This window comes from Escherichia sp. MOD1-EC5950 (assembly GCF_002965345.1).
GTDB lineage: Bacteria > Pseudomonadota > Gammaproteobacteria > Enterobacterales > Enterobacteriaceae > Escherichia > Escherichia marmotae.
The window spans coordinates 62,309-85,667 of the sequence record NZ_PTSR01000018.1; the positions used below are offsets into that span (position 1 = coordinate 62,309).

General features: G+C 51.2%; 19 protein-coding genes and 1 pseudogene. 15 read left to right on the top strand and 5 right to left on the bottom strand.

What is annotated here, in order from left to right:
* Window positions 1-160: 160 nt before the first annotated feature.
* Both BEA93_RS16790 and crfC read right to left on the bottom strand, forming a co-directional pair.
* Window positions 161-1,033, bottom strand: coding sequence for a diguanylate cyclase regulator RdcB family protein (locus tag BEA93_RS16790; protein ID WP_105224777.1), 873 nt, complete (start codon window positions 1,031-1,033; stop codon window positions 161-163).
* Window positions 1,030-3,258 (bottom strand): clamp-binding protein CrfC, encoded by a 2,229-nt coding sequence (crfC, locus tag BEA93_RS16795; protein ID WP_001517594.1) that lies wholly within the window; start codon window positions 3,256-3,258, stop codon window positions 1,030-1,032. Before crfC ends, BEA93_RS16790 begins: the two co-directional genes overlap by 4 nt.
* A gap of 400 nt (window positions 3,259-3,658) precedes the next feature.
* On the opposite strand from crfC, the gene BEA93_RS16805 reads away from it, so the two are divergent.
* From BEA93_RS16805 to yjdN, 3 genes are all read left to right on the top strand, one after another.
* Window positions 3,659-3,994 carry a zinc ribbon domain-containing protein YjdM gene (locus BEA93_RS16805; RefSeq protein WP_000056775.1) on the top strand — a complete coding sequence of 112 codons (336 nt, stop codon included), beginning with the start codon at window positions 3,659-3,661 and terminating at the stop codon, window positions 3,992-3,994.
* A 139-nt stretch (window positions 3,995-4,133) separates the two neighbouring features.
* The gene (locus tag BEA93_RS26375) at window positions 4,134-4,310 is read left to right on the top strand and encodes a hypothetical protein (protein ID WP_157942462.1); all 177 of its coding nucleotides are present in this window, start codon (window positions 4,134-4,136) and stop codon (window positions 4,308-4,310) included.
* A gap of 161 nt (window positions 4,311-4,471) precedes the next feature.
* A complete protein-coding gene (gene yjdN / locus BEA93_RS16810; RefSeq protein WP_001131293.1) occupies window positions 4,472-4,915 on the top strand; it encodes a VOC family metalloprotein YjdN in 444 nt (147 codons plus the stop codon).
* Between the two features lie 160 nt (window positions 4,916-5,075).
* Here the strand turns inward: yjdN and yjdP are convergent, their stop codons facing one another.
* Both yjdP and rpiB read right to left on the bottom strand, forming a co-directional pair.
* Window positions 5,076-5,405: a DDRRRQL repeat protein YjdP gene (yjdP, locus tag BEA93_RS16815; protein ID WP_061090609.1), complete on the bottom strand. Its 330-nt coding sequence runs from the start codon at window positions 5,403-5,405 to the stop codon at window positions 5,076-5,078.
* A 68-nt stretch (window positions 5,406-5,473) separates the two neighbouring features.
* A pseudogene (rpiB, locus tag BEA93_RS16820) lies at window positions 5,474-5,740 on the bottom strand (bifunctional allose-6-phosphate isomerase/ribose-5-phosphate isomerase RpiB); the annotation flags it as partial.
* 244 nt (window positions 5,741-5,984) lie between these two features.
* Between rpiB and yjcS the strand changes: the two are divergent.
* The 12 genes from yjcS to yjcO all read left to right on the top strand — a co-directional run bounded on the left by yjcS (window position 5,985) and on the right by yjcO (window position 21,609).
* Window positions 5,985-7,970, top strand: a complete 1,986-nt coding sequence (yjcS, locus tag BEA93_RS16825) for an alkyl sulfatase YjcS (protein WP_105224778.1) — start codon at window positions 5,985-5,987, stop codon at window positions 7,968-7,970.
* A 208-nt stretch (window positions 7,971-8,178) separates the two neighbouring features.
* A complete protein-coding gene (locus BEA93_RS16830; RefSeq protein ID WP_001517588.1) occupies window positions 8,179-8,454 on the top strand; it encodes a YtcA family lipoprotein in 276 nt (91 codons plus the stop codon).
* Between the two features lie 19 nt (window positions 8,455-8,473).
* Complete coding sequence (gene mdtN, locus BEA93_RS16835; protein WP_105224779.1) at window positions 8,474-9,505, top strand: multidrug efflux transporter periplasmic adaptor subunit MdtN; 1,032 nt, start codon at window positions 8,474-8,476, stop codon at window positions 9,503-9,505.
* A complete protein-coding gene (gene mdtO / locus BEA93_RS16840; RefSeq protein ID WP_105224780.1) occupies window positions 9,505-11,556 on the top strand; it encodes a multidrug efflux transporter permease subunit MdtO in 2,052 nt (683 codons plus the stop codon). Before mdtN ends, mdtO begins: the two co-directional genes overlap by 1 nt.
* Window positions 11,553-13,019: a multidrug efflux transporter outer membrane subunit MdtP gene (mdtP, locus tag BEA93_RS16845; RefSeq protein WP_105224781.1), complete on the top strand. Its 1,467-nt coding sequence runs from the start codon at window positions 11,553-11,555 to the stop codon at window positions 13,017-13,019. The genes mdtO and mdtP overlap by 4 nt, the downstream gene beginning before the upstream one ends.
* A 197-nt stretch (window positions 13,020-13,216) precedes the next feature.
* Window positions 13,217-15,364 (top strand): formate dehydrogenase subunit alpha, encoded by a 2,148-nt coding sequence (gene fdhF / locus BEA93_RS16850; protein WP_077627668.1) that lies wholly within the window; start codon window positions 13,217-13,219, stop codon window positions 15,362-15,364.
* A gap of 373 nt (window positions 15,365-15,737) precedes the next feature.
* A complete protein-coding gene (locus BEA93_RS16855; protein WP_105224782.1) occupies window positions 15,738-17,306 on the top strand; it encodes an ABC transporter substrate-binding protein in 1,569 nt (522 codons plus the stop codon).
* A 100-nt stretch (window positions 17,307-17,406) separates the two neighbouring features.
* Complete coding sequence (locus tag BEA93_RS16860) at window positions 17,407-18,456, top strand: ABC transporter permease (protein ID WP_105224783.1); 1,050 nt, start codon at window positions 17,407-17,409, stop codon at window positions 18,454-18,456.
* Window positions 18,456-19,289 carry an ABC transporter permease gene (locus BEA93_RS16865; protein WP_105224784.1) on the top strand — a complete coding sequence of 278 codons (834 nt, stop codon included), beginning with the start codon at window positions 18,456-18,458 and terminating at the stop codon, window positions 19,287-19,289. The genes BEA93_RS16860 and BEA93_RS16865 overlap by 1 nt, the downstream gene beginning before the upstream one ends.
* Window positions 19,282-20,118, top strand: coding sequence for an ABC transporter ATP-binding protein (locus BEA93_RS16870; RefSeq protein WP_105224785.1), 837 nt, complete (start codon window positions 19,282-19,284; stop codon window positions 20,116-20,118). Before BEA93_RS16865 ends, BEA93_RS16870 begins: the two co-directional genes overlap by 8 nt.
* Window positions 20,105-20,809, top strand: a complete 705-nt coding sequence (locus BEA93_RS16875) for an ABC transporter ATP-binding protein (RefSeq protein WP_016262783.1) — start codon at window positions 20,105-20,107, stop codon at window positions 20,807-20,809. The genes BEA93_RS16870 and BEA93_RS16875 overlap by 14 nt, the downstream gene beginning before the upstream one ends.
* Window positions 20,810-20,919: 110 nt before the next feature.
* The gene (gene yjcO, locus BEA93_RS16880) at window positions 20,920-21,609 is read left to right on the top strand and encodes a Sel1 family TPR-like repeat protein YjcO (RefSeq protein WP_105224786.1); all 690 of its coding nucleotides are present in this window, start codon (window positions 20,920-20,922) and stop codon (window positions 21,607-21,609) included.
* A gap of 161 nt (window positions 21,610-21,770) precedes the next feature.
* Here the strand turns inward: yjcO and gltP are convergent, their stop codons facing one another.
* Window positions 21,771-23,084 (bottom strand): glutamate/aspartate:proton symporter GltP, encoded by a 1,314-nt coding sequence (gltP, locus tag BEA93_RS16885; RefSeq protein WP_000789606.1) that lies wholly within the window; start codon window positions 23,082-23,084, stop codon window positions 21,771-21,773.
* Window positions 23,085-23,359: the final 275 nt, after the last annotated feature.

A 23,359-nucleotide genomic window follows, 5' to 3' on the forward strand; every position in this document is an offset into this window, starting at 1 on the left:
GGGTTTATTTACACGTTCTGATTAAGAACTGTACAACCAAACCTGTTGACGCCTGAATTGGGCAGTTAATGACCTTTTTACCCTACCAGCGTTTAAATTTGTGATCAACTTCACACATGGATTTCGTTTAACACCCATTGGTGTAACCGATTATTTACACTTAATTTACAGTGAAGATTTCCTCTACCATCGCCCCCGCCAGACGCTGTGCTGAGCAGAGCCGTGGCATCCCCAGCGCGACAGTTTGCCAGCGTTGGGTTACTGACCAGCAAACGGGCTGTTTATCGGCATCGGACCACTTGCCCAGCCAGCTTAAAAAGTCAGCATAATCTCCGCCAGTCGGGGTAGTGGGAGAGGTAAACCACTGAGGGTAATAATGACGAGTAGTCGGTGCTGCGTTGATACTTTCGGCCAGATATTGCGTCGCTTTCACGCGCAAATCGTCAAGCAACAACATCGCCGCTTGCGGGCTTCCCAGACGGCAGGCATCACCAAACGCCCCCCAGCGCAACTCTTCCAGAACAATGAAACAACGCCCAGGCAACGACCAGGCGTTATACGCACCAGCACGCCAGCGGGTAAAAACTTGCGCGCTCTGCTCGCCCGCCTGCACCAGTAATCCTCGTTGCATTAACGCTTTTTCCTTCCAGCAACAACGGCTGGAAAACCACTCATACAACGCGGCAATTTGCTGCGGAAGTTTCGGAAAAGCAAATTGTGGGCGGTGATCCATTTTTTGCAATAGTGCCAGATGTTGCGCGACCTGCGTCAGCGCCAGATGAGCGGGATCAAGTATCGCCGCCAGTTTTTCCACCAATGTCAGGCGCAGGCTAAGCGGCGCATTTAACATTCCTGCGTTCGCCCACGTCTGAAGCTGTGTGCGAGCAAGGATCTCCTGCATCAGCCGTTCGCGAAACTGCTGCTGATGGGCTTGTGGATAGCGGGCGTCATTGCCCTGCGCCAGATCCACTAAAAAGCGAGGATAAACCGACTCCAGCACGCGACCGGGGCCGTCCAGTAACGTCTTAGTCAATATCGTTCTGCCGTGAAAAGTGTTTGAATATCATCGCGTAACAACTGAGAGTCCGTATAAATCCAGCCGTGAGTCATCACAGTCTGCTGCAATTGCTGCTGCATCATCTTAACTACAGATTCATTTTGTTGACGCAGAGCCAGGCTTTCGCGTAAACGCGTCTGTAATTCCGTCAAGCATAAAGCGAAATCAGCAAAAAAAGTGCTCATGTCTGCCGTGACAGAATCATCGACCTGAACCGCCAAAGCTTTAGCCATTTGTTGGCAATAAAGGTCGACTTCCGCGGTTAACATTCGTTGTAGCGCGCTGTAATCAATAGCCTCCGGCGGAGATTTCTCACTACTCCGCCCCCAGTCGGGCTGATTCAGCCAGCGCGAGAAAGTCTCACGCACAATGCCAAAACGGGTGATCTGCTCATCCGTTTTTTCCTGGCGAGATATTGCATTGCTGAACAACTGACGAGTATTGAAGTGAGGAGCTGCGCTGTGAAAAGCAGGAAAATGAAATCCAGGACGAAACCCGGACTCACTCAATTCCGTTTTAACCCGTTGCTCAATGGGACGAATAACATCGGTTAACACCCGGCAAAGGGTTGATTCCAGTTCAGTAAAACGCAGCGTGAAGTCACGGCTGATTTTGGTTTGTGCCGTCTGTAACAACGTCTCGCAGCGGGTGCGGATCTCACTTAACGGCCACGAATCATGTTGAAACAGCGCAGCTAACTGGGCATTCACCTCATTTTGCTGCTGACACAGAAAGTCGGTGGCTGACGTCAGGGCCACCTTGATTTCATGTTTAATCTCGCCACTCACCTGTACCTGATTGAGCTGCAATAGCTGCATATTTTCTTCAACCTGGCGGATATTTTGCCGCAATTGTTCGCAGGCGACGTTCAGCCCGTGTGCGCGAAAATCCAGATATTCCCGCGCCTGCAGGGCGTAATTCAACAACTTATGCGATGCAGATCGCAGAGCATATAACGACGCGTTAGCGTAGGCGGCATGGAGTAACGCCTGAACCGGTTGGGCGAATAGCGAATCGTCCCACAGTTGATCGGCAGCATGACGAATATGGTCGATATCCGCCAGATCGGCGTTACACCAGCGCCTGCCCAGCGCCGCATGGGCAAAATCCTCCACCCAGCGTTGTTGCTCCGGTGCTGGTAATTTACCGTTGTTGACTAACTCATGGCGTGCCCGATTCGCCAGATAGCCCCACATCGACGACACCGGAAATATCTGCCCAGGCGTAACGCAACCTTTCATCAGCGTCCCGGAAATCAGCGCCCTCACCTGTTCGGCATCGTCACTGTTCCGATCCTGCTGATCGAACTTATTGACCAGTACATACAGCGGTACTGATTTCCCCACCGCTAAAACCGCCTCACGAACCTCCTCATCGGAGATTGACTTCAGTTGCGTATAATCCAGTACCGCCAGCACTGCGGAGGCGCGCGCCAGTTGCTCGTTAAGCATTTCTTGCAGATGCGGTTGCCCGGCTTCATTTGGCCCGGGAGTATCCAGTAACGTTAACTGCCCGGGATAACTCTCCAGCCCCGCCAGATGGACAAACTCCACTTCAATCACTGGAATATGCTCAATGGCGGCATAAGCAGAAAAGGGAAAATCGACGTCCAGCGCCTTCGCCAGACGCACCAAATCATTCAAACTTTTCAGGCAATGAAAAATAGGCTGGGCACCAAGATAATATTTTTCGAAAGCGATGCCATTTTCGATCCGCTGCATAAGTGCGCGCATATCTTTATCTATTTCCAGCAGATCGGTCAGATGTTTAATATCGAAATCACGCAAGCGCTGTTGTAATTGTTGGATTAAACGGTCGATTGGCGCGACATGCGAAAAATGCAACACCGGTTCTTTTTGCCCCGGAGCATGGCGAATAAGCGTCGGTAGCGCAGTCATAGGACGGTTGCGATTAGGAAGAACTTCAGTGCCAACAATAGCGTTAATGGTGGTTGATTTCCCTGCTTTCATGGTGCCAACAATCGCCAGCACCATTTCCAGACGGGAGATTTTACGCAGCTCATTACTCAACATGGCATGACGCTCGTCGATATTATGCTGCCCCCAGGGCAAAGTCAGTGGTGGTGTATCTTCTCCGGGTACAGAGAGAGGCATTTTTTCCAGTAACTGCAACTGTTGTCGGGAAAGCTGTAACAGGCGTTCAGCCTCCTGACTTAACTCATATATTGTCTGTGTGTACATGGAAAATTCTTCCTTAAAGCAAATTTTATTACTTTTATTTAGCCAGATTGTTTTTTAGTTCTGCTTTCGGATTTTATAATTACAGCAGTAAATAACTCTTATAATTAATATAGTCTTTTTATCCGAATGAATAAGCCTCTTCCGATACATTTAAAATGTCAGAAAGATAGAAATAATAATTGAATTAAAAAAGAACAAGAAGAGAGTTAACCTTAACTTAAATAATAAATGGAGGCAAAAAGATTATTTTCTTTTTGCGTTGTCTTTCAAATGAAAACGTTTGTCGTCTAAAATCAGCAGTACCCCCGACAAACTCAGGGATTTTGTGTATAATTGCGGCCTTTTTCGGCAATCTGCCGTTTTTTGGCGCTTTTGCCCTGCTGACTTTGAGGAAATCCACATGTCATTACCAAACTGCCCGAAATGCAACTCCGAATACACTTACGAAGATAACGGCATGTACATCTGCCCGGAATGCGCCTACGAATGGAACGACGCTGAACCTGCACAGGAAAGCGACGAGCTGATCGTTAAAGATGCTAACGGCAACCTGCTGGCTGACGGCGACAGCGTTACCATCATTAAAGACCTGAAGGTAAAAGGTAGCTCTTCGATGCTGAAGATCGGCACCAAAGTGAAAAACATCCGCCTGGTTGAAGGTGACCATAACATCGATTGCAAAATCGATGGTTTTGGCCCGATGAAACTGAAATCTGAGTTTGTGAAAAAGAACTGATTTCGATTGCCGGGTGCGAAGCATCCGGCAACGGTGCCAATGCCTGATGCGACGCTTGCACATCGTATCAGGCCGGGGAATTCCCGCGCTATCCGTAGGCCGGATAAGGCGTTTACGCCGCATCCGGCAATGGTGCCAAATGCCTGATGCGACGCTCGCCGCGTCTTATCAGGCCTACAAATTCCCACACCATCCGGCAACTGTGCCAATGCCTGATGCGACGCTTGCACATCGTATCAGGCCGGGGAATTCCCGCGCTATCCGTAGGCCGGATAAGGCGTTTACGCCGCATCCGGCAATGGTGCCAAATGCCTGATGCGACGCTCGCCGCGTCTTATCAGGCCTACAAATTCCCACACCATCCGGCAACTGTGCCAATGCCTGATGCGACGCTTACCGCGTCTTATCAGGCCTACTCTTCATCTGTACAAAATTCAAACTACACTTAACTGACTTCTCTTCACTGAGGTCACCATCATGCCGTTAAGTCCCTACATCTCTTTTGCCGGTAACTGTGCCGACGCAATAGCCTATTATCAACGCACGTTGGACGCGGAACTGCTGTATAAAATCAGCTTCGGAGAAATGCCGAAACCCGCACAGGAAAGCGCCGAAGGCTGCCCATCAGGAATGCAATTCCCGGATACTGCCATCGCCCATGCTAACGTGCGCATTGCCGGTAGCGATATCATGATGAGCGATGCCATACCGTCAGGAAAAGCCAGCTACTCCGGCTTTACGCTGGTGCTCGATTCGCAACAGGTCGAAGAAGGGAAACGCTGGTTTGACAACCTTGCCGCCAATGGAAAAATCGAAATGGACTGGCAGGAAACCTTCTGGGCGCATGGCTTCGGCAAAGTCACTGATAAATATGGAGTGCCGTGGATGATTAATGTTGTTAAACAACAGCCCACAAAATAAGCCCCACCGGGAGGCTCGTCCTCCCGCGATGTGAACAGACGTTCTTGTCACAAGTGACTTTGTTATACACAGAGTCGAGGAGTGAGTTACGCTTCTGAAGGCGATCGTTGCGGATAAACTGGAACCGGGGTTAACCAGCAATCAGGCAAAAACGATCCGACTAACGCCCATACTCATCTTCCATTCTCCGTTCTTCATCTTCCAGTTGCCGACGCTCCTGATCAAGCTGGCGCTGGCGATCATCCAGTTGCCTGCGGCGATCTTCAAACTGGCGGTGGCGATCATCATATTGTCTGCGACGATCGTCGCTCACTTCACGCTGCCAACCGTCATCACGCGAATCTTCATAATCGCGTCCACGGTCAGGATTATAAGCGTCGTTAATCGCCTGCTGAATATTGCCAATGGTGTCATCGATAATATCGGCATGAGCCGGAACAGCGGTCAGCGTGAGCAGGGTAAATAAAAATAACAGCGGATAGCGTTTCATTAACTAACCTCAGAAAGAGACTCTATCCACATTAGTCATTACTCATCCATGCAAACAGTGGATGAATCTCAATTCCTCCGCTGCTCTATTGCCATAATCGCCTCCACACGCTGTTGATGACGACCGCCTTCGTACTGCGCCCCCAGCCATGCATCCACAATCATTTTCGCCAGTTCGAGGCCAACCACTCGTGAACCAAAAGCCAGCACGTTGGTGTCGTTATGTTGCCGCGAGAGTTGCGCGGAATAAGGTTCGCTACAGACGACCGCACGAACTCCGGCAAACTTGTTCGCCGCTATCGAAATGCCGACACCTGTACCACAAATCAAAATCCCGCTATGCTAACGATATTACCGTTAATATATATAATTAAAGAATAAACCGTTTCGTATTATTTATAGAAAAAATAAAACTATCGCTGTCTTCCTTCTTCAGCACTAATGCCTAATAAAATAGCGTGTTCTGCTCACACTTACTCTTATTAAAGTCGAAGCTTCCCAATTATGATAACGCCAGTTTCAAATGACGTATTTTGTATGGGTCATATATTTACGACACAAATGATAAATGGAGATTTATATGAATAACTCACGGTTATTCCGTTTGAGCAGGATTGTTATTGCATTAACCGCCGCCAGTGGCATGATGGTAAATACCGCTTACGCGAAGGAAGAAGCTCAGGCTGCCAGCCAATATACTCAGCAAATTAACCAGAACTACGCCAAATCATTGCCGTTTAGCGATCGTCAGGATTTTGACGATGCCCAACGTGGATTTATCGCCCCGCTACTGGATGAAGGTATTCTGCGTGATGCTAACGGAAAAGTTTATTATCGGGCAGATGATTACAAATTTGATATTAATACCGCCGCACCGGAAACCGTAAATCCCAGTCTGTGGCGTCAGTCGCAGATCAACGGCATTTCTGGCCTGTTTAAAGTCACCGATAAAATGTATCAAGTGCGCGGTCAGGACATCTCTAACATTACGTTCGTTGAAGGCGAGAAAGGGATTATTGTTATCGACCCACTGGTGACGCCGCCAGCCGCGAAAGCCGCACTTGACCTTTACTTCCAGCATCGTCCGCAAAAACCAATTGTTGCCGTTATCTACACCCACAGCCACGCCGACCATTATGGCGGAGTGAAAGGCATTATCACTGAAGCTGATGTTAAATCAGGGAAAGTTCAGGTAATCGCTCCGGCAGGCTTTATGGACGAAGCTATCAGCGAAAACGTGCTGGCGGGTAACATCATGAGCCGCCGAGCCCTTTACTCTTACGGCCTGTTACTGCCGCACAACGCACAGGGCAACGTGGGTAATGGCCTCGGTGTCACGCTGGCGACCGGCGACCCGAGCATTATTGCGCCAACCAAAACAATTGTCAGAACTGGCGAGAAGATGATTATCGATGGTCTGGAGTTTGACTTCCTGATGACCCCAGGCAGCGAAGCACCCGCGGAAATGCATTTCTATATTCCGGCCCTGAAAGCGCTGTGCACCGCCGAGAACGCCACTCACACCCTGCACAACTTCTACACCCTGCGCGGCGCGAAAACCCGCGACACCAGCAAGTGGACCGAGTACCTGAACGAAACGCTGGATATGTGGGGTAACGAAGCGGAAGTACTGTTTATGCCACACACCTGGCCAGTCTGGGGCAATAAGCATATCAATGATTATATTGGTAAATATCGCGATACCATCAAGTACATTCACGATCAGACCCTGCACCTGGCAAACCAGGGCTACACCATGAATGAAATCGGAGACATGATTAAGTTGCCGCCAGCACTTGCCAACAACTGGGCCAGCCGCGGCTACTATGGCTCTGTTAGCCATAACGCCCGCGCGGTGTATAACTTCTATCTTGGCTACTACGATGGCAATCCGGCTAACCTGCATCCATATGGTCAGGTGGAGATGGGCAAGCGTTATGTACAGGCGCTGGGCGGTTCCGCGCGCGTGATCAACCTGGCACAGGAAGCGAATAAGCAAGGGGATTACCGCTGGTCGGCAGAATTACTGAAACAGGTGATTGCCGCCAATCCGGGTGACCAGGTAGCGAAAAATCTGCAAGCCAAAAACTTTGAACAGCTTGGTTATCAGGCCGAGTCCGCCACCTGGCGCGGTTTCTACCTGACTGGTGCGAAAGAGCTGCGCGAAGGAGTACATAAGTTCAGCCACGGCACCACCGGTTCCCCGGACACCATTCGCGGGATGTCAGTCGAAATGCTGTTCGACTTTATGTCCGTGCGCCTCGATAGCGAAAAAGCCGCTGGCAAAAATATCAGCCTGAACTTCAATATGAGTAACGGCGATAACCTCAACCTGACGCTGAACGATAGCGTGCTTAACTACCGTAAAACGCTGCAGCCTGAAGCCAACGCCGCTTTCTACATCAGCCGTGAAGATCTGCACGCGGTGCTGACCGGACAGGCGAAAATGGCAGAGCTGGTAAAAGCGAAGAAAGCCAAAATTATTGGCAATGGTGCGAAACTGGAAGAAATTATTGCCTGTCTGGATAATTTTGATTTGTGGGTGAATATCGTTACCCCAAATTAATTCCACTCACTTTCGGGGGCAATTAAGCTCCCGAAAGCATTTATATCAAAAATATAAATCATTAACTAATACATAAAATAAATAAGTTATGAATGCGGTGGCTGAATAAAGCTATTTTTATTCCACAAGAAAATAGCCATACTGACGCCTTCAATGGATATTGACATTCACTACAGATATTGTTCGCAGCAGACAGGATGTATTTATTATGCCAACAGTTCTCTCTCGCATGGTGATGCAACTCAAAAAAGCAACCTGGATAATTCCCGTCTTCATGGTTTCGGGATGCTCATTATCTCCGGCGATCCCGGTAATCGGCGCTTATTATCCCGGCTGGTTTTTCTGCGTTATTGCCAGCCTTATTGTGACTCTCATCACAAGGCGAATTATTCAGCGGGCAAATATCAATCTGGCATTTGTCGGAATTATTTATACCGCCCTTTTTGCTCTCTACGCCATGCTGTTCTGGCTGGCATTTTTCTAATCTATTTTGAGATGCGCTCATGGAAAGTACGCCGAAAAAAGCTCCTCGCAGTAAATTCCCTGCCCTGCTGGTGGTTGCGCTGGCACTGGTTGCCGCTGTTTTTGTTATCTGGCGCGTCGACAGTGCGCCATCAACTAACGACGCTTACGCGTCAGCCGATACCATTGATGTAGTACCGGAAGTCAGCGGTCGCATTGTAGAACTGGCAGTCACCGACAACCAGGCAGTTAAACAAGGTGATTTACTGTTTCGCATCGACCCGCGCCCGTACGAAGCTAATCTGGCGAAAGCCGAAGCTTCCCTCGCCGCGCTGGATAAGCAAATTATGCTCACTCAGCGTAGCGTTAATGCCCAACAGTTCGGTGCTGACTCGGTTAACGCCACGGTAGAAAAAGCTCGCGCCGCTGCCAAACAGGCCAACGATACATTACGCCGTACCGAGCCGCTACTGAAGGAAGGTTTTGTCTCTGCGGAAGATGTAGACCGCGCGAGAACCGCACAGCGTGCGGCAGAAGCCGATCTTAATGCTGTATTGTTGCAGGCACAGTCAGCCGCCAGCGCCGTTAGCGGCGTCGATGCACTGGTCGCGCAACGCGCGGCGGTCGAAGCGGATATTGCCCTAACCAAACTGCATCTGGAAATGGCCACCGTTCGCGCACCGTTCGATGGTCGGGTGATTTCCCTCAAAACCTCGGTTGGGCAATTTGCCTCCGCGATGCATCCTATTTTCACGCTAATCGACACCCGTCACTGGTACGTGATCGCCAACTTCCGCGAAACCGATCTGAAAAACATTCATGCCGGTACGCCTGCGACAATTCGCCTGATGAGCGACAGCGGCAAAACCTTCGAAGGTAAAGTGGATTCCATTGGCTACGGTGTGTTGCCGGATGATGGTGGTCTGGTGCTTGGCGGTCTGCCGAAAGTGTCTCGTTCTATTAACTGGGTCCGCGTTGCCCAGCGTTTTCCGGTCAAAATAATGGTCGATAAACCTGACCCGGAAATGTTCCGTATCGGCGCATCGGCAATCGCTAATCTTGAGCCGCAATAATGAGCGCCCTCAACTCCCTGCCATTATCGGTGGTCAGGCTGCTGGCGTTCTTTCATGAAGAGCTAAGCGAGCAACGGCCAGGTCGCGTGCCGCAGACCGTGCAGCTCTGGGTAGGCTGCCTGCTGGTAGTGCTAATCTCGATGACCTTCGAGATCCCCTTCGTGGCGTTATCACTGGCAGTGCTGTTTTACGGTATTCAGTCGAACGCGTTTTACACCAAATTTGTGGCGTTCCTGTTTGTGGTCGCCACAGTGCTGGAGATCGGCAGCCTGTTTTTGATCTACAAATGGTCTTACAGCGAACCGTTGATCAGACTGATCATCGCCGGGCCGATCCTGATGGGCTGTATGTTTTTGATGCGCACCCATCGGCTGGGGCTGGTCTTTTTTGCCGTCGCTATCGTCGCCATTTACGGGCAAACCTTCCCCGCCATGCTCGATTATCCGGAAGTCGTCGTGCGCTTAACGCTGTGGTGTATTGTTGTCGGCCTCTACCCGACGTTATTGATGACGTTAATCGGCGTGTTGTGGTTTCCCAGCCGCGCCATCACGCAAATGCATCAGGCACTTAATGACCGACTTGATGAAGCGGTAAGCCACATGACAGAAAGCCTCACGCCACTACCTGAAACGCGGATTGAAAGAGAGGCGCTGGCGCTGCAAAAACTCAGTGTCTTTTGCCTCGCGGATGACGCCGACTGGCGAACCCATAGCGCATGGTGGCAAAGCTGCGTGGCAACGGTAACCTACATTTACTCGACGCTGAATCGCTACGATCCCACCGCGTTTGCTGACTCGCTGGCAATCATTGAGTTCCGGCAAAAACTAGCCCTGGAAATCAACAAACTGCAACATGCTATTGCACAAGGTCAATGCTGGAAAAGCAACTGGCGGCTAAGTGAAGAGGAAGCAATGGCGGCGCGGGAATGTAACCTGGAGAATATCTGCCAGACGCTGTTACAGCTTGGTCAGATGGACCCGCATACGCCGCCGACACCCGCCGCCAAACCACCTTCATTTGTACCCGATGCCTTTACCAATCCGGACTATATGCGCTATGCAGTGAAAACGCTGCTGGCCTGTTTAATCTGTTACACCTTCTATAGCGGCGTGGACTGGGAAGGCATTCACACCTGTATGTTGACCTGCGTGATCGTCGCTAACCCAAATGTTGGTTCATCGTACCAGAAGATGGCGTTGCGTTTTGGCGGGGCTTTTTGTGGGGCAATTCTGGCGCTGCTAATGACCATTTTAGTCATCCCCTGGCTGGACAATATTGTCGAATTGCTGTTTGTGCTGGCACCGATTTTCCTGTTGGGGGCGTGGGTTGCCACCAGCTCTGAACGTTCTTCTTATATCGGAACGCAGATGGTGGTGACCTTCGCGCTCGCCACACTCGAAAACGTTTTTGGTCCGGTGTATGACCTGGTGGAAATACGCGATCGCGCCATCGGTATTCTTATCGGCACTGCGGTATCGGCAGTGATTTACACCTTTGTCTGGCCTGAAAGCGAAGCGCGCACACTACCGCAAAAACTGGCTGGCGCGCTGGGTATGTTAAGCAAACTGATGCGTATTCCTCGCCAGCAGGAAGCTACAACGCTGCGTACCTATATACAAATTCGTATTGGTCTGCATGCAGCGATTAATGCCTGTGAAGAGATGTGTCAACGTGTGGCGCTGGAGCGTCAACTAGATAGCTCAGAGCGTGCTTTGTTGGTTGAACGTTCGCAAACAGTGATTCGCCAGAGCCGTGACCTTCTTCACGCCTGGGACGCTACCTGGAACTCGGCGCAGGCACTGGATCACGCGCTCCAGCCGGACAGGGCAAGCCAGTTTGCTGAGGCGCTGGAGAAATACTCCACGGGTCTGGCAACCACAATCAGCCATTCGCCAGTGATAGCGCTTGAAGAGACACCTGCCTCGCAGGCCATCCTGCCCACCTTATTAAAACAGGAGCAACACGTCTGTCAGCTCATCGCCCACTTGCCAGACTGGACTGCCCCGGCATTAACGCCCGCCACGGAACAGGCACAAGGAGCCACTCAATGATCAATCGTCAACTTTCACGCTTGTTGTTGTGCAGCATTCTCAGCAGCGCGACGCTGATTTCCGGTTGTGCGTTGGTGCGTAAGGATTCAGCCCCTCATCAACAACTTGAACCAGAGCAAATCAAACTTGCCGATGATATCCATCTGGCCAGTTCCGGTTGGCCACAAGCACAGTGGTGGAAACAGTTTCATGATCCACAACTGGATGCGCTGATCCAACGGACGTTAAGCGGTTCGCACACCCTCGCTGAAGCGAAATTGCGGGAGGAAAAAACGCAGTCGCAAGCTGATTTGTTAGATGCCGGTTCACAATTACAGGTTGCGGCGTTAGGGATGCTTAACCGCCAGCGCGTTTCGGCAAACGGCTTTTTAAGCCCTTATGCGATGGATGCGCCCGCACTGGGAATGGACGGGCCGTACTATACCGAAGCTACAGTAGGTTTGTTTGCTGGACTGGATCTCGATTTGTGGGGTGTGCATCGCTCAGCGCTTGCTGCCGCCATTGGCGCGCATAACGCGGCTCTGGCAGAAACCGCCGCGGTGGAGTTATCGCTGACCACTGGCGTGGCGCAGCTTTATTACAGTATGCAGGCCAGCTACCAGATGCTCGATCTGTTAGAACAAACCCGCAGTGTGATTGATTACGCGGTGAGAGCGCACCAGAGTAAAGTGACGCATGGTCTGGAAGCGCAAGTGCCTTTCCACGGCGCGCGGGCACAGATTCTGGCGGTCGATAAACAAATTGCTGCCGTCAAAGGGCAAATCACCGAAACGCGAGAATCCCTGCGCGCATTGATTGGCGCGGGAGCCAGCGATATGCCAGAGATCAAACCGGTGGCGTTACCGCAAGTACAGACTGGCATTCCGGCGACGCTCTCTTATGAGTTGCTCGCCAGACGTCCGGATCTGCAAGCCATGCGCTGGTATGTTCAGGCGTCATTAAATCAGGTGGATTCCGCACGGGCGCTGTTCTACCCGAGCTTTGATATCAAAGCGTTTTTCGGACTGGATTCCATTCACCTGGACACCTTGTTCAAAAAAACCAGCCGCCAGTTCAACTTCATACCAGGTCTGAAATTGCCGCTGTTTGACGGTGGACGCCTGAATGCCAATCTCGAAGGCACGCGCGCCGCCAGCAACATAATGATTGAACGTTACAACCAGTCAGTACTGAACGCGGTGCGCGACGTTGCAGTCAATGGCACGCGTTTGCAAACGCTGAATGAAGAACGGGAGATGCAGGCAGAACGCGTAGAAGCGACTCGCTTCACCCAGCGCGCCGCCGACGCCGCCTACAGACGTGGATTAACCAGCCGCTTACAGGCAACCGAAGCCCAGTTGCCGGTACTTGCCGAAGAAATGTCCTTACTCATGCTGGATAGTCGCCGCGTGATTCAAAGTATTCAGTTGATGAAATCGCTGGGCGGCGGGTATCAGACTGCCCCGATCGTTGAGAAGAAATAAAACAGACGTCGCGTGATGGCTGTCACGCGGCATATCGTTTCGTCACGTCAAAACTGACGACAGCCTGTTTTTCGTCAGAGTTTTGAACAAAAAGCGCCCGTAATATCAGGGAATGTCCCCAAATAAAAGGTGGCATAAAAGATGCATACTGTAGTCGAGAGCGCGTATGCGTGATTTGATTAACTGGAGCGAGACCGATGAAAAAAGTCGTCACGGTTTGCCCATATTGCGCATCAGGTTGCAAAATCAACCTGGTCGTCGATAACGGCAAAATCGTCCGGGCGGAGGCAGCGCAGGGGAAAACCAACCAGGGTACTCTGTGTCTGAAGGGTTATTATGGCTGGGATTTCATTAACGATACCCAGATCCTGACCCCGCGCCTGAAAACCCCCATGATCCGTCGCCAGCGTGGCGGCAAACTCGAACCTGTTTCCTGGGATGAGGCACTAAATTACGTTGCCGAGCGCCTGAGCGCCATCAAAGAGAAGTACGGTCCGGATGCCATCCAGACGACCGGCTCCTCGCGCGGTACGGGTAACGAAACCAACTATGTAATGCAAAAATTTGCGCGCGCCGTTATTGGTACTAATAACGTTGACTGCTGCGCTCGCGTCTGACACGGCCCATCGGTTGCAGGTCTGCACCAATCGGTCGGTAACGGCGCAATGAGCAATGCCATTAACGAAATTGATAATACTGATTTAGTGTTCGTCTTTGGGTATAACCCAGCGGATTCCCACCCGATCGTAGCGAATCACGTGATTAACGCTAAACGTAACGGGGCGAAAATTATCGTCTGCGATCCGCGCAAAATTGAAACTGCGCGCATTGCTGACATGCACATCGCACTGAAAAACGGCTCGAACATCGCGCTGTTAAATGCGATGGGCCATGTCATTATTGAAGAAAATCTGTACGACAAAGCGTTCGTCGCTTCCCGTACGGAAGGCTTTGAAGAGTATCGTAAAATCGTTGAAGGCTACACGCCGGAATCGGTTGAAGATATCACCGGCGTCAGTGCCAGTGAGATTCGTCAGGCGGCGCGGATGTATGCCCAGGCGGAAAGCGCATCCATTCTGTGGGGCATGGGTGTTACCCAGTTCTATCAGGGCGTGGAAACCGTGCGTTCTCTGACCAGCCTCGCAATGCTGACTGGTAACCTCGGTAAGCCGCATGCGGGCGTTAACCCGGTTCGTGGTCAGAACAACGTGCAGGGTGCCTGCGATATGGGCGCACTGCCAGATACGTATCCTGGCTATCAGTACGTGAAAGATCCGGCTAACCGCGAGAAATTCGCCAAAGCCTGGGGTGTAGAAAGTCTGCCAGCCCATACCGGTTACCGCATCAGCGAGTTACCGCACCGCGCAGCGCATGGCGAAGTCCGTGCGGCGTACATTATGGGCGAAGATCCGCTGCAAACTGACGCGGAACTGTCGGCAGTACGTAAAGCCTTTGAAGATCTGGAACTGGTCATCGTCCAGGACATCTTTATGACCAAAACTGCGTCAGCGGCGGATGTCATTTTACCGTCAACCTCGTGGGGCGAACATGAAGGTGTCTATACTGCGGCTGACCGTGGTTTCCAGCGTTTCTTCAAGGCGGTTGAACCGAAGTGGGATCTGAAAACGGACTGGCAAATCATCAGTGAAATTGCCACCCGTATGGGTTATCCGATGCACTACAACAATACCCAGGAGATCTGGGATGAGTTGCGTCATCTGTGCCCGGATTTCTACGGTGCGACTTACGAGAAAATGGGCGAACTGGGCTTCATTCAGTGGCCTTGCCGCGATACTTCAGATGCCGATCAGGGGACTTCTTATCTGTTTAAAGAGAAGTTTGATACCCCGAACGGCCTGGCGCAGTTCTTCACCTGCGACTGGGTAGCGCCAATCGACAAACTCACCGACGAGTATCCAATGGTACTGTCAACGGTGCGTGAAGTTGGGCACTACTCCTGTCGTTCGATGACCGGTAACTGTGCGGCACTGGCAGCTCTGGCTGATGAACCTGGCTACGCACAAATCAATACCGAAGACGCAAAACGTCTGGGTATTGAAGATGAGGCACTAGTTTGGGTGCACTCGCGTAAAGGCAAAATTATCACCCGCGCGCAGGTCAGCGATCGTCCGAACAAAGGGGCGATTTACATGACCTACCAGTGGTGGATTGGTGCCTGTAACGAGCTGGTTACCGAAAACTTAAGCCCGATTACCAAAACGCCGGAGTACAAATACTGCGCCGTGCGCGTCGAGCCGATTTCCGATCAGCGCGCCGCCGAGCAGTACGTGATTGACGAGTACAACAAGTTGAAAACTCGCCTGCGCGAAGCGGCGCTGGCGTAATACCGCTTTAACTCACGTTAAAGGCGACGGTATTACCCAACGCCTTTGTATCAATCCGGGAACGCTCATCCGTTTCCGGATTTTTTATACATACCCGCGCAGTCAGACCAGTCCATCCTGGTTATCAGCGACATCCTCTCCGTTGTTATTCTCATCCAATCACAAGTGCAAATGAGAATTATCTTTACTCAATTCTCATCGCGACCTAACGTAATAATACTTTACATTTGATGATTAAAATTTCGGCAAGGTGAGAAATCATCGACCGTCTAACATGCTCTATTAAAGGGATATTTTGGCGCAATTTATGCAGTAATGCCCCGTCAGATAGCGTATTGATAACCTCAAAGTAACTTCAGGGATTGGGAAGCATATGATTAAAAAACTATTATCTTTACTGGTATTAAGCGCAATTTCCGCCACCGCCTTTGCCGCGACACCGCCGAATACGTTGGTTGTTGCCCAGGGACTGGATGATATTGTGAGTCTGGATCCGGCAGAAGCTAATGAACTCTCCAGTATTCAGACTGTACCAAGCTTGTATCAACGCGTTGTGCAGCCGGATCGTAACGATCCCGCGAAAATCACTCCGATTCTGGCCGAAAGCTGGCAGGCTGATCCTGTAGCAAAAACGCTGACCATAAAACTCAAAAGCGATGCGAAATTTGCCTCCGGTAATCCGGTGCGCCCGGAAGATGTGATTTACTCTTATGTCCGTGCCGTCACGCTGAATAAGTCCGGTGCGTTTATTCTCAATGTACTGGGCTGGCAACCGGAAAATATCGCCAGCCAGTTGAAGAAAATCGACGACCATACTGTCCAGGTACAGTGGAGTGCTGACGTCAGTCCGGCGCTGGCGCTGAATATTCTCTCTACGCCAATTGCCTCAATTGTTGACGAGAAGTTGGTTGCGCCAAACGCCAAAAATAACGACTTTGGTAATGAATGGCTGAAGATGCATTCCGCTGGCAGCGGCGCGTTTAAAATGCGTACCTACCAACCGCATCAGGCCATCGTGATGGAAGCCAACGCCAGTTCACCGACCGGCGCACCGAAGCTGAAAAGCGTCATCATCAAAAATGTTCCCGATCCTGCAACGCGTCGCCTGCTGATCCAACAAGGCGATGCTGATATGGCTCGCGATCTGGGGGCAGACCAAATTGATGCATTACAGGGTAAACCTGGCGTCAAAGTGATGAGTATTGCCTCCGCTGAGCAGAACTATCTGGCCTTTAATACCGGCAACAAGGATAACCCGCTGATGAGTAATCCTGCGTTCTGGGAAGCTGCTCGCTGGTTGGTCGATTACGACGGCATCACCAAAAATCTGCTGAAAGGACAATACTTTACCCATCAAAGTTTCCTGCCAGTAGGTTTCCCCGGAGCACTGGAAGAGACACCGTTCACCTTTAATCCTGCCAAAGCAAAAGAGATCCTCGCTAAAGCTGGAATCAAAGACCCGCACTTCACGCTTGATGTCGAAAATAAACCGCCATTTATTACCATCGCGCAGTCAATTCAGGCCAGCTTTGCTCAGGGTGGTGTAAAAGTGGATTTGCTGCCAGCCGCGGGGAGCCAGGTTTACTCACGGGTTCGCGCCCATCAGCATCAGGGGGCCATTCGTATGTGGTTGCCTGATTATTTTGACGCACATTCCAACGCCAGCTCTTTCGCCTATAACGATGGCAAATCCAGCACCGTTGCCGGGTTAAATAGCTGGAAAATCCAGGAACTGAACAAAGAAACGCTGGCGGCAGTCGCTGAACCCGATAATGCTAAACGTCTTGATTTATATAAAAAAATGCAACAAGAACTGCAACGTAGTTCCCCGTATGTCTTTATTGATCAAGGCAAAACGCAAATTGTCATGCGTGATAATGTGCAGGGTTATCAACAAGGATTGAATGCCGATATGGTCTGGTTTGATCAGGTAACCAAATAATCCTGTACGCCACTCGCGCCCGACAACGTTATCGGGCGCGGTTACCAGGGCTGGTCCGCACTGCAGACCAGTCGCTGATTTTTCACTGTATGGAAAGATCATGTCTGCCGCTTTTTCCACTCACGCGAGATGGCGAGGCAAACGCCCTCTGCTCGCGTTCTTGCAGGGACTGTTTACCGTCTCTCTGACGTTGCTCGGCCTGCTGCTGATTACCTTTGCGCTTTCGGCCCTCTCACCGGTCGATCGGGTACTGCAAATCGTTGGCGATCACGCCAGCCAGTCCACCTATGATCAGGTGCGCCACCAGTTAGGGTTAGATCAACCGTTAGCCGTCCAGTTCTGGCATTACCTGGTGAATCTGGCTCACGGCGATCTCGGCATTGCCAGCGCTACCGGGCAACCGGTTCTCCAGGACTTGCTATCGGCGTTTCCGGCGACCCTGGAACTGGCGACGTTGGCGCTTATTGTCGGCTCCGTTGTCGGCGTTATTGCGGGTGTACTTTGCGCCCGTTATGTCGGTTCACCGCTGGATTTCGCCGTGCGGACACTGACTCTGCTGGGAAATTCCGTCCCCATTTTTTGGCTTGGTCTGCTGATGCTGGCACTGTTTTACGCCAGACTGCAATGGAGTGCCGGACCGGGCCGGCTGGATGATATTTATCAATTCACCATTGAACCCCGCAGCGGATTTGCGCTGATTGATACGTGGCTTTCTGGCGATCGCGAGGCGTTTACCAATGCCATCAACCATTTGATACTGCCGGTTTTATTACTGGCGTACTTCTCACTCGCCAGTATTACGCGCCTGACACGTTCCGCTTGTCTTGGCGAAATGAATAAAGAATATATTCTGCTGGCGCGCGCCAAAGGGGCCAGCGAGATGACAATTTTGCTACGTCATGTTTTGCCCAACATTCGCGGCACCTTGCTCACCGTTATCGCTCTCGCCTATACATCGATGCTGGAAGGCGCGGTACTGACAGAAACTGTCTTTTCATGGCCTGGCATTGGGCGCTATCTCACCACGGCTCTGTTCGCGGGCGACACTACAGCAATCATGGGGGGAACATTGCTGATTGGCGTCTGCTTTGTGTTGATAAATAACCTCACCGACCTGCTGGTCTGGCTGACCGATCCGAGGTTGCGCTGATGCCGATGTTTCTCTTTTTACGCCGTTTGCGTCATTCACCCGCCGCGTTCTGCGGTTTGATAATTATCCTGTTATTGATGCTAATTGCGCTCTTCGCGCCGTGGCTGGCTCCTCACGATCCTAACTGGCAGGATGCGGCTGCACGGTTACAAGCGCCGGGTAGCCAGCACTGGCTCGGAACAGATAGTTACGGGCGAGATCTGCTTTCACGTTTAATCTACGGCAGCCGACCAGCGCTGGGTCTGGTGGCACTGGTGACCATCATTACACTCCCGGTCGGTCTGCTGATTGGCATTTTATCCGGATACTATGGCGGCTGGCTGGAACGCGTGCTGATGCGTTTTACTGACGTGGTGATGTCAATGCCGCGTTTGATTCTGGCCTTTGCTTTCGTTGCCATGCTGGGGCCGGGGCTGGTTAACGGCGCGCTGGCGCTGGCGTTAACCACCTGGCTCGATTATGCGCGTCAGGCGCGCAGTGAGATCCAACGTCTACGACACAGTGATTATCTTGCTGCTGCAGAGATGATGGGCATCCGCGGCTGGCGTCTGCTTATTGGTCATATTTTGCCATTGTGCCTGCCATCGGCCATTGTCCGCCTGGCGCTGGATTTAGCAGGCATCATTCTGGCGGCTGCTGGCCTGGGTTTTCTTGGTCTTGGTGCTCGTCCGCCAATGGCGGAATGGGGAGCCATGATCGCTGATGGTATGCAGGTCATTTTCGATCAATGGTGGATTGCCGCCGCGCCCGGCGCAATTATCTTAATTGCCAGCCTGGCCTTTAATCTACTGGGCGATGGCTTGCGCGATGTTCTGGAGCCACAACATGACTGATCCGAGCCTTAGTATCAACAATCTCTGTGTCGACTATCCGGGTTCCCGGGTCGTTAACAATATCAGTTTTACATTAGGCAATGAGCGTCTGGCGCTGGTCGGTGAGTCAGGTTCGGGTAAGTCGATGACCGCCCGCGCCCTGATGGGGCTGGTACGCAAACCCGGAGTGGTAACCGCAGACACACTTAACATCCTGGGTCGTGATGCGCTCACCCTTAACGCGCGTGGATGGCAACAACTGCGCGGTAACGATATCGCAATGGTATTGCAAGATCCGCGTTATGCACTTAATCCTGTGAAAACTGTGAAAGCGCAACTGGAAGAGGCACTTACGCTTCACCAACGCCTGAGTCGCCGCGAAAAAGAAGAGAAAATAAATACCGCAATTCAGGCTGTCGGCCTTAATACGCGAGTGTTGCAAAGCTATCCACGAGAACTTTCTGGCGGGATGGGGCAGCGAGTGATGATTGCAATTGCGCTCATCAACAATCCCCGGGTATTGATTGCCGATGAGCCAACATCGGCACTGGATGTTCGCCTGCGCAATCAGATTCTGGAACTGCTGGTGACCCTGTGTGAACAACGACAGATGGCGATGCTGCTGATCAGTCACGACCTGCCATTAGTTGCCCAATTTTGCCACCGGGTGCTGGTGATGTATCAGGGAAGTAAGGTGGATGAAATGCGCGCCGATGCGCTACCCACAGCAACACACCCTTACACGCGCACACTGTGGACTTGCCGCCCGAGTGCGCAAACTTACGGACAGATGCTGCCGACGCTGGACAGGACGGCGATGACGCCGGAGAAATACCATGACGATTGTTGAAATTAATCACTTGCAGGTTACTTTTGCTGAGAAAACCGCAGTTTCAGCCGCCAGTTTTTCGGTTAATGCCGGAGAAACATTTAGCTTAATTGGCGAATCAGGCTGTGGAAAATCCACAATTTTGCGCGTAATTGCCGGATTACAGCGCGACTGGCGCGGCCAGGTATCGCTGTTTGGGCGCACCATCAAACCAGGCATGCGTTTTCAGGGCGATCTCCGCCGCAATGTGCAAATGGTGTTTCAGGATCCCTATGCCTCATTGCATCCCAATCATACGTTGTGGCGAACGCTGGCTGAACCGCTCAAAATCCGTGGTGAACGTGAAATAGAAAAACACGTCCATACCGCACTGGAACAAGTTGGTTTACCTGCCGACGCCGCTCGCCGCTACCCGCATCAACTTTCCGGTGGTCAGCGACAACGTGTGGTTATTGCTCGCGCCCTATTATTACGGCCACAACTTCTTCTGCTGGATGAACCCACCTCAGCACTGGATATGTCGGTACAAGCGGAAATTCTTAATTTGTTGAATCAACTGAAGCGGAAGCACCAAATGACCTATCTGCTGGTCAGCCACGATGCAGATGTCATCGCGCACATGTCTGACCGGGCGGCAATGATGGATGGAGGGAAAATTCAGCGATTTTTCGATCGCAACGCTCTGGAAAAAGGTGAGCATCGGATGGATTAAAAATCCTTACATCGCATTAAATCATTCTGCCTGCAGGTCTTTTTACAGTTGTTTTTTTGTCCATCCGAACACTTTATACTGTCTATACCCTACCAAACCTCATTATCAAAATGAAAAAAATTATCACTTTGATGTTATTTTTGACATTCTTTGCCCACGCGGACGACTCCGAGCCAGGCAGCCAGTATGTAAAGGCAGCAGAGGCCGGAGATAAACGCGCACAATATTTTCTTGCCGATAGCTGGTTTAGCTCCGGCGACTTGAGCAAAGCCGAATATTGGGCACAGAAAGCCGCTGACAGCGGTGATGCCGATGCCTGCGCGCTGTTAGCGCAGATCAAAATCACTAATCCGGTCAGTCTGGACTATCCACAAGCAAAAGTGCTTGCCGAAAAAGCGGTGCAAGCGGGCAGTAAAGAAGGTGAAGTGACGCTGGCACATATTCTGGTTAATACCCAGGCAGGTAAACCGGATTATCCGAAAGCGATTTCACTGTTAGAAAACGCCTCGGAAGATTTGGAGAACGACTCCGCCGTTGATGCCCAAATGCTGCTTGGCTTAATTTACGCCAACGGCGTGGGCATCAAGGCCGACGATGACAAAGCAACCTGGTATTTCAAGCGTAGCTCTACCATTTCCCGTACCGGGTATTCCGAGTATTGGGCGGGAATGATGTTCTTAAACGGTGAAGAAGGTTTTATCGAGAAGAACAAACAAAAGGCGCTGCACTGGTTGAACCTGAGCTGTATGGAAGGGTTTGATACCGGATGTGAAGAATTTGAAAAGTTAACTAATGGCTAAAATTGGGGTGTCGGATGCGGCGTAAACGCCTTATCCGACCTACAAAAATTACGCTAAATCAGGCTATTGTGCAGTCTGGCGTAGGCCTGATAAGACGCGGTAAGCGTCGCATCAGGCATCCACACATTGCCGGGTGGATATAACTTCCCGGCAATCTTCAATTACTGATCCGCAGTCTTATCAAATTTGCCCAGCACTTCACGCTCGTAGGCCATCGCCTTTTTGCGGTCAAATTTGTGTTCCCACTTGGCAATTACCAGCACCGCCAGCGCATTACCCACCACGTTCAGCGCAGTACGCGCCATATCGAGGATACGGTCAACACCGGCAATAAACGCCAGGCCTTCCAGCGGGATCCCCACGCTACCCAGCGTTGCCAGCAGCACCACAAACGACACGCCCGGCACGCCAGCAATCCCTTTCGAGGTCACCATCAGCGTCAGTACCAGAATGATTTCCTGCCAGATGGACAAGTCAATGCCATACAACTGGGCGATGAAGATAGCGGCAATACTTTGATACAGCGTCGAACCATCGAGGTTAAAGGAGTAACCAGTTGGCACCACGAAACTGGTGATTGATGCTGGTGCGCCGTAGGCTTCCATCTTCTCGATAATCCGCGGCAGCACACTTTCAGAGCTGGCAGTGGAGTACGCCAGAATCAGCTCGTCTTTCAGAATACGAATCAGGATCCAGACGCTTAACCCGCACAGGCGCGCCACAATTCCCAACACCACCAGAGCAAAGAACAGAATGGCAAAATGCACCAGCAGCACCAGTTTCGCCAGCGGCCACAGAGAAGAAAAACCAAAGTTAGCTACTGTCACCGCAATCAACGCAAACACACCAATCGGCGCGTAACGCATCACCATGTGAGTCACTTTAAACATGGTTTCGGAGATGGAGCGGAACACGGTCACCAACGGTTCACGATGCGTCGCGGGCAGGGAGGAAAGTCCCAGACCAAACAGCACCGAGAAGAAGATGATCGGCAGCATTTCGCCTTTCGCCATCGACGCCACAATGTTCGTCGGCACCAGCGACAAAATAGTGCCCATTATGCCGTGGGAACTGCTTTGTACCGCTTCCGTGGTGCTCTGATATTTCGAAATATCGACAGTCGCCAACTGCGACATATCCACCCCGGAACCGGGCTGGAAGACGTTCGCCAGAGTGATCCCCAGAATGATAGCGACGGTGGTGATCACCTCGAAGTAGATAATGGTTTTCGCGCCAATTCGTCCGAGTTGTTTAGCATCACCAACACCTGCAATCCCAACAACCAGCGTGGAGATAACAATCGGCACAACAATCATTTTGATCAGGTGGATAAAAATATCACCCGCCGGAGAGAGCAAATTGACGACCAGCCATTCGCGGCTGTCGCTATGGTAGTGCAGGTAACTTCCCAGGAGAATGCCCAGCACCATAGCAAACAGAATCTGCCAGGCCAGGCTGAATTTTATATTTTTCATCAGAATAACTTCCTCAATGGAGCGCCGCTCTCCCGTTCAAAAACGTGAGAACGTGACATACTGCCAGGGCATGAATTGTGTTGCGTTGGTTTGTAGATTTTTTTAACGCTTATGATCAGTATCATTTGCGCGGTATGTTGCGCAACCCTTTAACAACAGAGCTTTTCGCTGCATTAATGCATAATAACGCGAGTTTATGGCAAGATTAATGCATAACCATTTGTTATGGAAAGATTTTTATTTGTTTAATTTGCAATAATACTGATTGGTGATTA

Coding starts and splice junctions, on each gene's coding strand:
- crfC (WP_001517594.1), bottom strand. CDS start 3,258: ATGTACACACAGACAATATATGAGTTAAGTCAGGAGGCTGAACGCCTG.
- BEA93_RS16805 (WP_000056775.1), top strand. CDS start 3,659: ATGTCATTACCAAACTGCCCGAAATGCAACTCCGAATACACTTACGAA.
- BEA93_RS26375 (WP_157942462.1), top strand. CDS start 4,134: ATGCCTGATGCGACGCTCGCCGCGTCTTATCAGGCCTACAAATTCCCA.
- yjdN (WP_001131293.1), top strand. CDS start 4,472: ATGCCGTTAAGTCCCTACATCTCTTTTGCCGGTAACTGTGCCGACGCA.
- yjdP (WP_061090609.1), bottom strand. CDS start 5,405: ATGAAACGCTATCCGCTGTTATTTTTATTTACCCTGCTCACGCTGACC.
- yjcS (WP_105224778.1), top strand. CDS start 5,985: ATGAATAACTCACGGTTATTCCGTTTGAGCAGGATTGTTATTGCATTA.
- BEA93_RS16830 (WP_001517588.1), top strand. CDS start 8,179: ATGCCAACAGTTCTCTCTCGCATGGTGATGCAACTCAAAAAAGCAACC.
- mdtN (WP_105224779.1), top strand. CDS start 8,474: ATGGAAAGTACGCCGAAAAAAGCTCCTCGCAGTAAATTCCCTGCCCTG.
- mdtO (WP_105224780.1), top strand. CDS start 9,505: ATGAGCGCCCTCAACTCCCTGCCATTATCGGTGGTCAGGCTGCTGGCG.
- mdtP (WP_105224781.1), top strand. CDS start 11,553: ATGATCAATCGTCAACTTTCACGCTTGTTGTTGTGCAGCATTCTCAGC.
- BEA93_RS16855 (WP_105224782.1), top strand. CDS start 15,738: ATGATTAAAAAACTATTATCTTTACTGGTATTAAGCGCAATTTCCGCC.
- BEA93_RS16860 (WP_105224783.1), top strand. CDS start 17,407: ATGTCTGCCGCTTTTTCCACTCACGCGAGATGGCGAGGCAAACGCCCT.
- BEA93_RS16865 (WP_105224784.1), top strand. CDS start 18,456: ATGCCGATGTTTCTCTTTTTACGCCGTTTGCGTCATTCACCCGCCGCG.
- BEA93_RS16870 (WP_105224785.1), top strand. CDS start 19,282: ATGACTGATCCGAGCCTTAGTATCAACAATCTCTGTGTCGACTATCCG.
- BEA93_RS16875 (WP_016262783.1), top strand. CDS start 20,105: ATGACGATTGTTGAAATTAATCACTTGCAGGTTACTTTTGCTGAGAAA.
- yjcO (WP_105224786.1), top strand. CDS start 20,920: ATGAAAAAAATTATCACTTTGATGTTATTTTTGACATTCTTTGCCCAC.
- gltP (WP_000789606.1), bottom strand. CDS start 23,084: ATGAAAAATATAAAATTCAGCCTGGCCTGGCAGATTCTGTTTGCTATG.